The organism is Leuconostoc garlicum, from assembly GCF_001998805.1.
Classification (GTDB): Bacteria; Bacillota; Bacilli; order Lactobacillales; family Lactobacillaceae; genus Leuconostoc; species Leuconostoc lactis.
In genome coordinates this window covers 1,519,992-1,534,172 of record NZ_CP016329.1, presented here as the reverse complement: position 1 = coordinate 1,534,172, position 14,181 = coordinate 1,519,992, and the positions used below count along the sequence as shown (strand labels likewise).

The window sequence follows — 14,181 nt, the reverse complement described above, 5'->3', positions numbered from 1 at the left end:
CGCCAATGAAAAATATGATCCAGTATTTACCATTTATCCTGATTGTGTTGGGTATCATCTCAATCGCAGTCAGTGCATTTATGCTATTTAAACCATTGGGATTCCTAGTAATTGGTATTGGGCTATTTACTTTAGCTTATATCCTAGCACCAAAGGGGGCTAATCCATGAGTTTAAAAAATCCGTTTGAAACAAGGCAAGTGATTACGACAGGTAGTTACATGCCTTTTATTTTTGCAAATAGCGGGACAATTATTGTCCCTAATGAATTAATTAGTGCTGATATGGCACTCAAAAACAGTGATCTATACAGCGTTACCAGCCTAATCAGTGCAGATGTGGCGGGTGCAAAGTTTATTGGTAGCAATGCTCAAGCGCTTGCGGTGCTAAATAAGCCTAGTCATCTAACCAACCGTTACAACTTTTGGCAGACGATCGTATTAGAATTGCTGATGTCTGGTAATGCTTTCGCAACTATTGGCGAAAACGAGTTACGTTATATCCCTAACCAGAATGTATCGCTTGACTTAACAAACGATGTCTTGACTTATCAGATTACACCGCATGGCGATTACACAGGTGGCACATTTCAAGCTGATGCCGTTTTACATTTCAAGATTATGGCTCATGGTGTGAATGGTACAGAACTCATCGGACACAGTCCTTTGGAAAGTTTGGCTAATGAAATTCAACAACAAGAACAAGCGAACAGATTATCACTTGCGACACTAGCACAAGCGATTAATCCAACGTCAGTTATCAAGATCCCTGATGCAGTTGTTAGCCCAGAAGCTAAAGAGAGCGTTAGACGTGAATTTGAAAAGGCGAATACTGGTAGCAATGCTGGTCGAACATTAGTGTTAGATCAAAGTGCTGATTTTCAAAGTCTCTCAATTAATGCAGACGTGGCTAAGTTCCTAACTAATGCAACCTATCAGCGGACACAAATTTCAAAAGCGTTTGGTGTACCAGATTCTTATCTCAATGGGCAAGGCGATCAGCAAAGCAACATTGATATGATCAAAAATATGTACGTCAATGGATTAAATCGTTACATTGAACCAATTGTAAGCGAAGTGCAGGCTAAATTTAGTGATGATATTTCACTTGATATGAGCAGTATTTTAGATTACTCAAACAGTATTTTTAAGCAAGATTTACTTAATTTTGTTGATAAGGGCATTCTCAACGGCTCTCAAGCGCTCGATATTTTGAAAAGTAAGGGGATTGTTCAACTATGAATGATAGAGAGCGACTTACAAGAGGCATTAAAGGGCTAGAAGTCAGAGATTTAACTGATTCCCAATTTGTTGGGAAGATTGCTGGTTATGCCGTTGTTTTTAATGAACCGAGTGAAAACTTGGGCGGGTTTATTGAATATGTGAACCCTGATGCTTTTAATAATGTTGATATGAGTGACGTGGTTGCTTTATACGATCATAATTTCGCAAACGTATTGGGCAGAACGTCAGCTAATACATTACAACTTGAAGTTGATAAAAAAGGCTTACATTTTAGCTTAGATATTCCAAATACTACTTTGGGAAACGATGTGTATACCAACATCCGAGCAGGCAACTTGCAAGGCATGAGCTTTGGTTTCACAGTTGATTCTGATGTATGGAGTAAAGAGACAGACGGCACACCAAAACGCACCATACAAAGCGTGGGAGCGTTATATGAGGTATCAGTAGTCACAATGCCCGCTTATCAAGAAACAACCGTAGCAATAACCAGAACGCTTAAAAATGATGCCTATAAGCAAAAGATGTTGGCAGTGCTGAAATTATACGAATAGGAGATATAAGATGAAAATTTCAGAAATTGAATCAAAGTTAATGGCTTTGAAAGAACAAAAAGCGACAAAGGTAACAGAGGTACGTGCATTGGCGAGTGCTGATGATTCAGATGTTGCTGATGTGCAAAAGGGTGTTGCTTCCGTAGATGATTTACAGAAGCAGATTGATGCGTTACAAGCGCAATTAGATGCCGTTAAAAAAGCACAGGGGTTATCAGATGATTCTGCTGATGACAATACACGAGATGATGAGCCAGAAGAACCAGAAGAACCAACCGAAGAACGTAGCTTGAAAGGACAAGAAAAAATGGAAATTAAAGTAAACCAAGAACAAGAAACAGCAGAAGTACGCGACTTTATGCACTACCTCAAGACAGGGGAAAAGCGCGACAACGGCATGACAACAGTTGATGCTGGTGTAGTTATTCCAAAGGAAATTTTGGACGTTCAAAAAGTACCCACAGACAACCGTAACTTATCAGCATTGATTAATCGTGTGACAGTGACATCAGGTATGGGAACGTTGCCAGTATTACAAAAGAACACAGCCCGCTTGACGACAGCCGAAGAACGAGCTGTTAATCCAGATATTGCTAAGGCAGTATTAAAGAATGTTGATTATAAAGCATTGACATATCGTGGTATGTTGCCACTCTCAATGGAAATGATTCAAGATGCACCAAACCTCAAGACGTTGCTTAATACGTATGTTCAAGAAGCCAAAGAATTGACTGAACAATATCAAATTGGACAAGTTTTGCAAACAGCCACAGCGGTTGCAGCTGCCACTACTGATGATTTGAAGACGGCATATAACACTGGTTTAGCTAATTACAACCGTCAATGGGTTGTGACTGAATCATTTTATAACGCAGTTGACCTGTTAAAGGACGGTAACGGTCGTTACTTGTTACAAGATTCTATTGCATCTGCCACAGGTAAGACGTTGTTTGGTGCTAGTGTGACAGTGGTTGCTGATGATGTGTTTGGTGGTGGAGCAAAAGCCTTTGTTGGAGACCCTAAAGCCTTTGTCATTGAAGCATTGCGTTCTGATGTATCAGTTGAATGGGATCACAACGAAAACTATGAACATATCCTAGCGGTAGCATTGCGAGCTGATTTCAAGCCAGCAGACACAAACGCTGGTAAGTTTATCACATTTGGATCAGGTAAGTAACATCATATCCCCAGAAGTGGGGAAGTACATATAATTTAAAAAGGAAGTGACGGCATGGCATTAGTAACATCTCAAGAATTAGCAGACGAGCTTAATATAGATACCAGTGACAATGAAATAAAAACCCTTGATAGTTTAATTGAATCAGCAACAGCTATGATTAAGTCATCAATTAAGTTAAAGGTAACAGATGATGATATTTTGACAGTCAATGCTGATTTGTATAATCGACTGATCAAGACAATGGCAACATCACTATACTATGATCGCGAGTTGTCTAGTGGTTATTCTAAGGGTGTCATGATTATGATGACCAACTTACGAAGTGAAGTATTGGGGGCTGATGATGAATTACAAGCCTAGTGACTTTAATAAGCGAGTGAGTTTTGGAAAAGTTGAAACGGTCGTCAATGAGATAAACGGTAATACGATGCAAACGTTTGTACCGCAACTTATTCTTAAATATGCACCGAAAATGCGTACAATGACCCAACAATATACAATTTTGGGGACAAAGTTTGAAGATAGTATTTTGATTGTTGTACGGCATAATAAGAATTTACAAAAAAATCTATTGGCTAAGATGCCAGACAGTAAATATTATGACATCGTTGGCATTAGCCCAGACGATTCAAACAAGGTCATTACTTATGACATTGTGACATTGAAATTAAATCAAAGAGGTATAAAATAATGGACGTACAAGAAGCGTGGCCAAAGTGGTTGAAGCGAAGCCAAGCGCATCAATATTTGAGTGTGGCAGACAATACATTTATGAAGCACTATGTACAGACGGGCAAGGTTAAGGCTTATCCAACAGAACACGGTACGAGATATGATCGTGATGAAATTGATGAAGCAGTACGGCATTATTTCGATTAAATCGTGGCAACAAATAGAATAGTGTGAAATAATGAAAGCGTGTTAGTTTGAAATTACCACGCTTTTTTATTTTGTCTTTTGTACATAGCTCACTCGCTAAAGAACAGAGGAAAGAAAATGAAAATTCAACAAATTGACACACCAAAAGGTAAAGTATGGGAGGTAAATGGGTACTTAACCTATGATGATGAACGTGTTCGGGTCAAAAAAAGAGGGTTCGAGACAAAAAAGAGTGCGCAACAGTGGTTTAATGCAGAAATGGCGCGCTTTATCAATGGAGAAAGTAAATTCAATAAAAAAACAACTCCCAGTGTGATGACTGTTAAAGAGTTGTATAATATGTGGCTTGATACCTATCAACATACAGTAGAAGAGAGTACGCTCAACCGCACAATGATTGTATTTAAAACCCACATTATTTCAGAATGGGGCGATACATTGGTTACTGATATTACGCCTATTAAGTTACAACGATATGTTAACACATTACAAGGTAAATTGCTCAGGTATCGTAAGGTAGCCGGATACTTTAGACGTCTGTTAAATATAGCGGTCAGAATGGATATGATTCCAGTAGACCCATTTACCAAAATTGAGATGCCAAAAGACCGTAGACGGACTGATAAGCCAAAGCAATTTATGGACGTAGATGAGTTTAGGGCATTTGTTGACGTTTTAGATAATCAATATAAATTTATCAATCCACAAGCATATACTTTATTGAGATTAGCCGTGTTTACGGGCATGAGAACAGAAGAGTTACTAGCCTTAGAATGGCAACACGTTGATTTTAATAATGGGTATATCAGTATTTTACAAGCATTAGGACGCGGGTTGAATGGTAGTACCTATATTAAAGCCCCTAAAAGCAAAACTAGCAGACGTACACTTAAAATAGACAACAACATGATGTTAGTTTTAGCAGATTGGTATAATCAAACAAACTTTAAGGACAGTCATGATTATGTTTTCAATCACGAGGGGAAGACATTACAAACTATTCGACCCAACAAATGGTTACGCAATGTTAGTGAGAAATACGGTGTAGCAGTGGGGTTATCAATGCACAAGTTGCGTCATACATGGGCGACATTGGCAATAGATCAGGGCGCAAATATTAAACAGGTACAGACATATTTAGGTCACGCAGACGTTTCTATGACATTAAATATATACAGTGATGTGACTAAAAGAGCTAGTGATGAAACTGGTAGTATTTTAAATGGTTTAATTGACTAGGTACACAGAATGGTACAAAACGCTGTAAGCCTTGGTATTATTGGCTTTAAAATAGTCCCGCTATCTCCTTTTGAACGTGTGTTCGCATGTAGCTATATGTACAAAAACGTTGTTAAATCAACGTTTTTTTATTTCACTAAACGTAAAATAACGTGAGAGAACAGCTCTCGTGGAGCCAAATTGGAGCCACACTCAACTTTTCTTAACCTAATCCCAGATACCCTTTACCTTATCGGATTCAGCGTTTGCAACCTCATCTAAAAGCGCATGATAGTGCTTATGAATGATTTCAATTGTGTGACCAGATATTCTCGCGATATAATCCAATGAAATACCTTTTTGAATCAGGATAGTATCGTGGGTAGCTCTCAAAGTTTTAGGCGTTATGCTCAAACCGTCATGAGTTTTTAAAGGAATATCAAGTTGAGACAGAACATTGCGCAAGACTTTACCGGTGTTGGCTGCGGAAGATAATAGTCTGTCACCACGAGAGGTTGGCGGACAATCATTTCTAAACATTAAATTATGCTCGTTGCTTATATTATAAGTAGCGAGCCTTTTTTGTTTGTCTTCACTGAATGAAATAATTAACTCCTCTAATTGCGGAGAGACAGGCACGTTTCGTTCGGAACGAGTTTTAGTGTAAGGCTTGATAGCGTTATCTTGTTCCACATACGTATTGTGAACATGTAGTAAGTGCCTTGATACATTTAAATCATCAAACTGCAATGCTTTAGCTTCACTAGGTCTTAGCCCACACTCTAACATGATCAGCAGTGTTAAATACTCCTGATGAATCAAATTAGTGTGTTCATAGAAATAGTTTCGCAACTTAATTGCATCATCCATGCTCAAACTAGCTACTGGTTTAAATAGCCCCTTATCCACACCTGTAGTCTTTATACGGTTTTCTGATGGCATAGGTGTCTTTCTGATTAAACCGTCATATTCAGCGTCAGAGAACGCCTTAGAAAGAAATGAGCGATACTTATTGACGGTACTAGTAGCATAGCGTTTTCCTAATGAATTAAAATAGAGTTGAATAGCTGTTTTGTTACCATCGAAAAACTTTAGTGGTTTTCCGGGTAGGTCAATACGCAATCTTTTGGTCAGCGTATTGTAGTTATTCTTACTATTCGTTTCAAGATATGGTTCAACGTTTGATAGATACCATTGTTCAAAATATCGCCACAATGCCATAGATCCGTTGGCGGCTATATAGCCACTTGCGAATGCAATTCTGTCTTCGCTCTCTATCTCCTTTGCCTCTTGATAAGAATCAACATATTTTCTAGGTGAAAAATGGCGTTTTCCCAATTGGTCACGAGTTGATGTTCTTACAACATATTTTCCGGCAAATCTGCCAGTAGTAACTTTTTTTATCATACTGATATTATCCTTTCTTTTTACGAAGGTATAATAGGCGTACAGATATGATAATAGGGCAGTTTAGAGTCATGACTTTGTGGACTAGTTATGTACGCCCGATAGGGCATGGATTAATTAACGAATGAAGTGTTTTTTGCTTTCCAATCTTCGAGTTTGATAAAAACCCAAAATCCGTAAATGCCTAGTGTCACTACTGTTAATGCTAGCCATTTGATCCAATTACCAAACAGTCCGACAGCACTACCGCTGAAACGCAAACGATGACCATCGATAACAGTGTGGTTAATTTTCCAACCGTAAACCATAACCAAAGCCCAAGGGTAGAGTATTCCAAAAGAAATGGCGGTAACTATGAAACCTAAAATAGACCAACCTATCCATTCTAATAAACCACCATCAAAAAAAGAATTACGCCCGAACTTCTTTTCGGGTCCATATTCCGACTCCATATAATCTCTCCTTAGTTTTTTATTGTGGACGCTTAGCACATAAACCTCTATTCTACAACGCTAAGAGACTTAAATGTTGCTCAGAAGTCAATAAATTGGACTATTTTTATTCAGTTAATTAGGCGACATTTGAGATACGATTACTATTATAAAAATTGATATACCAACCAATGGCTGCTTGGACTTCAGTTAATGTTTGGTATGCCTTCAAATAAACCTCTTCACGCTTCAATATTGAATGAAACGCTTCCATACGGCCATTATCGTACGGATGGCCTTTGAGTGAATAAGAATGTTTCAAGCCATAATTTTGACATTTAATATTAAACTCAGCACTCGGGTATTGTGACCCCATATCTGAATGAATAATGAGTGGCTTTCGATGCTTATCTAACGCCATCTGTAAGGCACTTGTGGCTAGCTCGGCTGTCATTGTATCGCCAATTTTATAGCCCAATACTTTTCTCTTCTCAGGATCCAAAACGGTCGCTAAATAGACCCATCTATGATTAGTCAACTGAATATAAGTGATATCTGTTTGCCAAACACCGCTTAAATCATGCAAATGTCTAATCAGATTGGGTTTTTGATCAACCGTCACAACAGTTTTGGGTTTGCGATAATGTTTTTGCATGCGTGATCTAATCCCTAATTCACGCATTAATTTGAGTGTCATATATTCAGATATTTTTGGACAGTCATTGTTTAGGTGACTATAAGCAGCAATACGACGATAGCCATAAAATTTAAAGGTTTTCCAAACGTCTAAAATATAAGGTTTCAGGGATTCTCTACGCTTTTCTTGTCGACTGGGCTGCCAATGGCGCCAATTGTAATAGGTACTAGATTTGATTTTAAGTGCACTTAAAATACGCACAAGCGCGTAGCCTTGTGCTAAAAATTGATTAACTAGCGGCAATCCCACATTACGGACTATTTTTTGGCTAGTAAGATGGCCGCTCAATGCCTGTCAGGCTATGCGTGATAAAATTTCGTTTTCTTCCTCCAAAATAGCGAGGCGCTTCTCTAGTTGCTTGACGTCTTTTAAAGTCTTTGACTGACCTTTGATCATGATTGGGGTAGCTTGTTTAACCCAAATAGCAATAGAATCTTTTGATGGTCCAAATTCTTCTGCTAATGATTTGAGTGAACGGCCTTCTTGGTGAAGTTTAACCAATGAATCTTTGAAATCTTGTGAATAACGAATTGACATAAAAATACTCCTATACTTTCATTTTACGGACTGAATAAAAATAGTCCATTTTTTTAGTATAAGAGCATGTCCAAGTATATTCATTGGTTCAACAACGAAAGAATCAGTCTTGCCAATCCAAAAATAAAAGTTGCCTAATCAGTTCAGCCCTAGATAAAAAATATTCCGAATTATTGACTTATGAGCATGTCACATCTATAATAGTTTTAATATTGTAATTATTTACTTTGCGCTGTGGTCGAATTTTTCTATCATTTATAAAATTACAACGAAATTAAAATTTTCTTTCGTATTTTCAATTACTTATGTATTAACTGCGGGAGTGGGTAATGCAATTGCTGATAATGTGCCTATTAGCCGCATTGAGTATATGACTCTATATGCTTCAAACATTGTAATATTACTTGCCCCAGTGATAATTTCAAGTTTTTACAATATTATTTTCTTAAAAAAGAATAGCACATGGTTAAGAGCCGCGATATATAGTAGTATGGCTGTTATGTTGTCTGTACCAACAACTTTAGGAATCGTATTGACTGTTATTGGTATGGTTGTCGTAGCAGGTGTTAAACATCAATTATCATGGATGACAATCAAAAAACTATTTTTAACATTAGTTGTGATACTATCATTATCATCTGTCTTTATTTTTCCGTTTTTACAACAACGGACAGCTAATAATTGGGCGAATCTTCCTAATAATCCAGATTTGTTTGGTGCTGATTTCAACACATTTTTTAATAGACTATTCGGGCTAGGGGATGCACTATCATTAACAATTATTATCTTTACGGTGTGGTTAGTTCTAAGTAAAAAATTTAATTCAACATATAAGTTTTTAGGGATCTCATATCTTGCTTCTTTGTTGTTTTTATACTCAAATTTATTTCCATGGTATTTAGTTAACCCTACTCTAAGTGGCGCGTTACAAATGACATATCGTTGGAATTTTTTACCGGCGTTGTTTGGTAGTTTGTATGTCGCGTTTGCAGTTAATGATTTAATTAAGGTTAAAAAAAGTGTTCTACCTATTGTTTACTTGTCATTGCTGTATTTGGCATTTAACGCTATGATGTTGAATACGTTCGCAAAGAAGTTTTACTTAGATGGATTCAATAATTTAACAAATCAACTCATCCTGCCAACAAAAGAAAATATCAGAACAGATGGATTATTTAACGTAAATAATTCAAGTGTTCAAATTATGTTAGAAAATCCGGATCTTGCTTTTGATGATTATCGTGCTACAGGTCAAACAAAAAAGTTTAAAAATGTCTATATTGATTCTCTCGTAAAGTTTGATGAAAAAACATATATCGATAAAACCAGTGTGGACGGTAATAATTTTTATATCCGAGATATACCTAATAAGATAAGTAAGGTACAAGCCCCAATTACTTACCTTGAGGGATTTGTAGCATTTGATGAGAAGGGAAAGAAGCTTCCTGTTTATAAGGATGCAGACGGATTTTTTTCGATTTCTCCAAGAGGAGCAAAAAGTATTCGTTTGGACTATCACAAAACTTTGCTACATCAGGCTAGCATATTGACTTTTGTGTTTAGTTGGATAGTATTAGTAGTATTTTGGATTATTTATATTTGGAAGGATTACATTCATGCAGACACTGTCAATAGTCGTACCGGCATATAATGAGGAAAAAACACTAGATTTATTTATCAAAGAAGTTAACAAACAGACGGTTGACCTGCCACTGAAAAAGACTTTTATTTTTGTAAATGATGGTTCGCGGGATAATACTCTCGTTACACTGAAAGAATTAGCAAAAAAATATAATAATGTAAAATATATTAGTTTCTCGAGAAATTTCGGTAAAGAGGCTGCACTCTTAGCTGGTTTACGCGCAGCAAATGGTGACTATGTTACCGTTATGGATGCAGATTTGCAAGATCCACCTGAAATGTTAAATACTATGTTTCAGAAAATACAAACTGGTTATGATGTAATTGGAACTAGACGTATTTCTCGAGAAGGTGAGCCTTTTATTCGTTCAATTTTTGCAAAACTTTTTTATAAAATAATCAACAAAATTTCCAACACGCAAATGGTAGACGGTGCTAGAGATTTTAGACTAATGACCCGCCAAGTTGTAGATAGTATTTTACAGTTATCCGAACATAACCGTTTTTCAAAAGGTATTTTTTCATGGGTTGGATACAAGGTATATTATCTAGAATACAAAAATAAGGAGCGAATAGCTGGTGAAACATCTTGGAGTTTCTTTGATTTGCTACACTATTCTATTGATGGTATTATCAATTTTTCTGAGACACCACTAAATATTGCTACATTTATCGGTATTTTTAGTTGCATTTCGTCGTTTATCTTAGGTTTATTCTATCTTGTGAAAACACTTTTTTGGGGAGATGCAGTTAGTGGCTTTCCTACTTTAATTGTCCTTATCTTACTTCTTGGTGGTTTGCAATTACTATCACTGGGAATAATTGGGAAATATATTGCAAAAATCTTTCTTGAGACTAAAAAAAGACCTAATTATATTATCCGTGAGAGTAATTTTATCGATTCAAAAAATTAATATGATTGAGCCATGTCCATGGCTATCTAAACTGTACGAGCTATAATTTTTTTCATAATAAGGTAGATTTCAAGAATTAACCGAACCCTGCAAACTGTTGAAAAACCTTTCGTGGTGATTGCCAGTTGAGTGTTTTCATTGGTCTCGCATTGATCCAATGATTAATTTGATCTAATTCTTTGGCGCTAACTGTTTCAATTTTGCGTTCTTTCGGTATAAAACGACGGACGTATTGATTTAATATCTCATTACTCCCACGTTCTTCTGGTGAATATGGGTGCGCAAAATAGACTGGAATGCCTAGTTTTTGCTCGATTTCGTTATATTTTGCAAATTCTCGCCCTCGATCCACAGTGATTGACTTGGCATTTTTGATTCCTTGAAAAAAACGAATTAAGACTGGTGTCACTGCCTGACTATTGCGCCCAGTGACCCGTCTCACGATATGTTGTCGGCTTAGTCTTTCAGTAATTGTCACCAGCACATCGCCACGTCTTTTACCCGATTGCATGGTGTCAACTTCAAAATGTCCAAAGGTTTGTCGTGCTTTCACACTTTCAGGTCTCGTTTCAATCGAACGACCATGCACAAATACTTGTCGTCTACCATCAGATTGACGCTTTTGACGGATACCTTTGTCAGGCAAATCAGCCAATGATAGTTTGAGTCGACCAGCATTGAGCCAATTATAAATCGTTTTGAAAGGTAACCCTAAAACATGCGCAGCGGTTTCTGGTGACCACTTCAATATACCAATGTGGTGATTCAAAAAGACAGCGATAGCTGGTGTTAGCGTGTCATGACGACCACGTAGATGACGTTTTTTCAATGCCAACGCATGAGCAATCTCAGCTTTATAGGGTGTAACTTGATGAATTTCAATCGAAACGGTTGAAGGAGAGCGTTTAATAAAGCGCGCAATGGCACGAACAGAATAATTCAATTCGAGTAAAGTTTGAATGACAGTGCGTTCTTGAGATGATAAATTAGTCATGAGTCGCAGTTCCTTTATGGTTGTTTTGGACAATTACCATTAAAGGCGCTGCGGCTTTTTTATTCAAGTGTTCGGTTTAATTTTACAATCTACCATAAGTATGTGGCTTCACTTTGTTGTAAAGAAGCTAACGTTATAATGTTTTTTACTTATTTTTATAATTGAAACGAATAATGATGATTAACTGCTCTTATGCTAGATTTACAGGACAGAAGAAAATTTGTCCGTAAATCTAGCATAAGAGCACAGTTCATGATTATGTGAGCTGGGATTTTGTCGATAAAGAACAAACCGAAATGATATTAAAGCCAAACTATAAGTTTGGCATGTATCAGTTTGTTAATAAATTTTGAATATAAAACTATCACTAGAGGCGAGAGTTTAATTGAAAAGTGGATTAAGTAACCATTTGACGATCAGTTATAATAATTTATTTAATAAAAAATATCGTTTCGCCCCGTTTTAAAAACCATCAACCATTACCTTGAAAAAGGGCATGCCAACAATATAGTTCTGTATTTTTTACACAAATAAGTTACGAAATGTGATAATATTGTCAAGTATAAAAATTTATAATTATGCTTCATTGGAGAAAAATATATGTTTAAAAACATAACGACAAAAAATAAAAAAATATTAGCCGTCATTTTGATAGCATTTCTAATAATTTTAGTACCTAACTGGTTTATGCCCTTTGTCTCAGACGACAGCTTTTACTATCTGATTCCTGGTGACCAGGGTTTCATCGCTAACTTAATAAATACATCCGTGGATCACTATTTGACTTGGTCAGGTAGATTATTAACTGATGTAGAATCTAGACTAATGTTACAACTGCCATTTTTCATGAGAGCAATATTGAAATCAGCAATTTTGATTAGTCTATTGTCAATGATTGCAATCTTGCCAAATTTAATTTTAAAACGTAATACTAGTAAACAGTTTATTCCAACGTTCGTTGCCTTATTTGTCATTTATTGGGTCTGCAACCCAAACTTAGGACAGACAACTTTTTGGAACGTCGGTTCGTCAAATTACCTGTTTACAAATTTTTGGATCGTACTTTACCTGACACTAGCATTTTATCTATTCAATAAACAATCAAGCGTATTGAAAAGTCTTCCGCTTATGCTAATTGCCTTTGCAGCTGGATTATCTAATGAAAATACCGCTCCTGTTATTGTATTGTTTAGTCTTGCAATGATTGTATTTGCCTACTATAAAAAGCGTTACATTAGTTATCCATGGCTATTTGGTTTATTCGGAAACCTTGCTGGAGCTGCTATCTTAATTTTATCTCCTGGAAGTAAAGCACGACTTAGTACATCACCTGATTTTGTCGAAGAATCGTTATCCTTAAAAGTCTATAATTTTATATCAGGCGGGACATATACATATACGTTTGAAAATTATGGTTTCTTGTTTCTCATTTTTGTAGCATTACTGCTAGTTAAGTTAATACAATCCAAATACGATAAAAAATATCTATTTCTAGCTGCCATTTTCTTTTTGATGGCAATTATTGCCAATGCAGTGTTTGTTATGTCACCTGAATTACCAATTAGGTCATTGCAAGGCGCGTTTGTATTCTTTCTAATATCATTTGTATTCCTTCTGCATGATTGCTTGAGTTATATTAGTTCAAAATATGACAAATCTTCTATTTTGATTCTTTTCTCAGCAGTTACAATATTATTTACTGTTAGTTATGCACTCATGGTTCATTCTATTTATCTGGCTAATAAGGAAAGCCAAATCAGAGCTCAAGCCGTGTTAACTGCTCGAAGTAAAAAAGCGGATACTGTGAATATCCCTTCATGGTACGTTTCGTCACTATTGCGTCCTAACAATGATCCCTTTGATCGTTTTTTCAATCCGAAGTTTGGGGCCTTTTATGATTATTCTGGTAATGTTAGAGAAATTTCAACGCCTTTTAACTACACAGATGTCAAAAAACTTAAAGCACAACAATATGCAATCAACTCTAAATATGTTAATAAAATTAATATATTCAACAACGGTGAAAAATTCGGTAATCAAACCATGGTCATTTTTATCAAAGACAAAGCACCTTTGAACTTTAAAACAAAAGTTTTATTATATACACAAGCAGGCGTTAAAGAATTCAATCCACAATCGACGGATAGTGTGACTGTTCATGGTTATCGCTTTATATCTGTTGATCTAGGTAACTATGTCTATAAAAATCCTATCAACAAAATAACCGTGGAAAATAATCTTCAATAATCAACTTAATTTTATTGACGCCTAATTGTCAAACAACTAAAAAATAATTTTGAAACTTAAAAAAAGCCTATCACATGTGAGGTGTACCCCGAAAGTTAAAGCAACTTTCGGGGTTTTATTTATGACTAAAATTTCAAAATAAATTAAACTTCAGGCAATTCAAGATTATCTGTCTGGAAAATATGCCATGAGCGCCATTACTGCTCGCTATGGCATTGCTAAAAGTGTCTTTCAAATGC

Annotated in this window: 16 protein-coding genes; 11 read left to right on the top strand and 5 right to left on the bottom strand. The window is 36.2% G+C overall.

The features are described 5' to 3' along the window. Positions 1-5 precede the first annotated feature (5 nt). The 8 genes from A9176_RS08820 to A9176_RS07730 all read left to right on the top strand — a co-directional run bounded on the left by A9176_RS08820 (position 6) and on the right by A9176_RS07730 (position 5,095). Positions 6-170, top strand: a complete 165-nt coding sequence (locus A9176_RS08820; RefSeq protein WP_198150933.1) for a hypothetical protein — start codon at positions 6-8, stop codon at positions 168-170. Next, a complete protein-coding gene (locus A9176_RS07760; protein WP_077283048.1) occupies positions 167-1,240 on the top strand; it encodes a phage portal protein in 1,074 nt (357 codons plus the stop codon). Before A9176_RS08820 ends, A9176_RS07760 begins: the two co-directional genes overlap by 4 nt. Further along, positions 1,237-1,797, top strand: coding sequence for an HK97 family phage prohead protease (locus A9176_RS07755; protein ID WP_077283046.1), 561 nt, complete (start codon positions 1,237-1,239; stop codon positions 1,795-1,797). The genes A9176_RS07760 and A9176_RS07755 overlap by 4 nt, the downstream gene beginning before the upstream one ends. 10 nt (positions 1,798-1,807) lie before the next feature. After that, on the top strand, positions 1,808-2,974 hold the full coding sequence (locus A9176_RS07750) for a phage major capsid protein (RefSeq protein WP_077283044.1): 1,167 nt from the start codon (positions 1,808-1,810) through the stop codon (positions 2,972-2,974). Between the two features lie 54 nt (positions 2,975-3,028). Then, on the top strand, positions 3,029-3,337 hold the full coding sequence (locus A9176_RS07745) for a head-tail connector protein (RefSeq protein ID WP_077283042.1): 309 nt from the start codon (positions 3,029-3,031) through the stop codon (positions 3,335-3,337). Continuing rightward, positions 3,318-3,668: a phage head closure protein gene (locus A9176_RS07740; protein ID WP_242943221.1), complete on the top strand. Its 351-nt coding sequence runs from the start codon at positions 3,318-3,320 to the stop codon at positions 3,666-3,668. Before A9176_RS07745 ends, A9176_RS07740 begins: the two co-directional genes overlap by 20 nt. Continuing rightward, entirely contained in the window at positions 3,668-3,856 is a 189-nt protein-coding gene (locus tag A9176_RS07735) for a hypothetical protein (protein ID WP_077283038.1), read from the top strand. The genes A9176_RS07740 and A9176_RS07735 overlap by 1 nt, the downstream gene beginning before the upstream one ends. Before the next feature lie 117 nt (positions 3,857-3,973). Further along, the gene (locus A9176_RS07730; RefSeq protein WP_077283036.1) at positions 3,974-5,095 is read left to right on the top strand and encodes a site-specific integrase; all 1,122 of its coding nucleotides are present in this window, start codon (positions 3,974-3,976) and stop codon (positions 5,093-5,095) included. Between the two features lie 207 nt (positions 5,096-5,302). Here the strand turns inward: A9176_RS07730 and A9176_RS07725 are convergent, their stop codons facing one another. The 4 genes from A9176_RS07725 to A9176_RS07710 all read right to left on the bottom strand — a co-directional run bounded on the left by A9176_RS07725 (position 5,303) and on the right by A9176_RS07710 (position 8,146). Beyond that, entirely contained in the window at positions 5,303-6,481 is a 1,179-nt protein-coding gene (locus A9176_RS07725; protein WP_077283034.1) for a tyrosine-type recombinase/integrase, read from the bottom strand. 113 nt (positions 6,482-6,594) lie between these two features. Next, entirely contained in the window at positions 6,595-6,933 is a 339-nt protein-coding gene (locus A9176_RS07720) for a DUF898 family protein (protein WP_077283032.1), read from the bottom strand. 118 nt (positions 6,934-7,051) lie between these two features. Next, a complete protein-coding gene (locus tag A9176_RS07715) occupies positions 7,052-7,858 on the bottom strand; it encodes an IS3 family transposase (RefSeq protein WP_198150932.1) in 807 nt (268 codons plus the stop codon). Positions 7,859-7,903: 45 nt separating this feature from the next. Next, positions 7,904-8,146, bottom strand: coding sequence for a transposase (locus tag A9176_RS07710; RefSeq protein WP_004912700.1), 243 nt, complete (start codon positions 8,144-8,146; stop codon positions 7,904-7,906). Between the two features lie 322 nt (positions 8,147-8,468). Between A9176_RS07710 and A9176_RS07705 the strand changes: the two genes are divergently transcribed. Beyond that, positions 8,469-9,797, top strand: coding sequence for an MFS transporter permease (locus tag A9176_RS07705; protein WP_157093707.1), 1,329 nt, complete (start codon positions 8,469-8,471; stop codon positions 9,795-9,797). After that, positions 9,763-10,701: a glycosyltransferase family 2 protein gene (locus tag A9176_RS07700; protein ID WP_077283028.1), complete on the top strand. Its 939-nt coding sequence runs from the start codon at positions 9,763-9,765 to the stop codon at positions 10,699-10,701. The genes A9176_RS07705 and A9176_RS07700 overlap by 35 nt, the downstream gene beginning before the upstream one ends. Positions 10,702-10,777: 76 nt before the next feature. Here A9176_RS07700 and A9176_RS07695 read toward each other — a convergent pair whose 3' ends face one another. Then, entirely contained in the window at positions 10,778-11,695 is a 918-nt protein-coding gene (locus A9176_RS07695) for an IS30 family transposase (RefSeq protein ID WP_077283026.1), read from the bottom strand. Between the two features lie 600 nt (positions 11,696-12,295). Here A9176_RS07695 and A9176_RS07690 point away from each other — a divergent pair. Beyond that, the gene (locus A9176_RS07690; protein WP_077283024.1) at positions 12,296-13,942 is read left to right on the top strand and encodes a DUF6056 family protein; all 1,647 of its coding nucleotides are present in this window, start codon (positions 12,296-12,298) and stop codon (positions 13,940-13,942) included. Positions 13,943-14,181 lie beyond the last annotated feature (239 nt).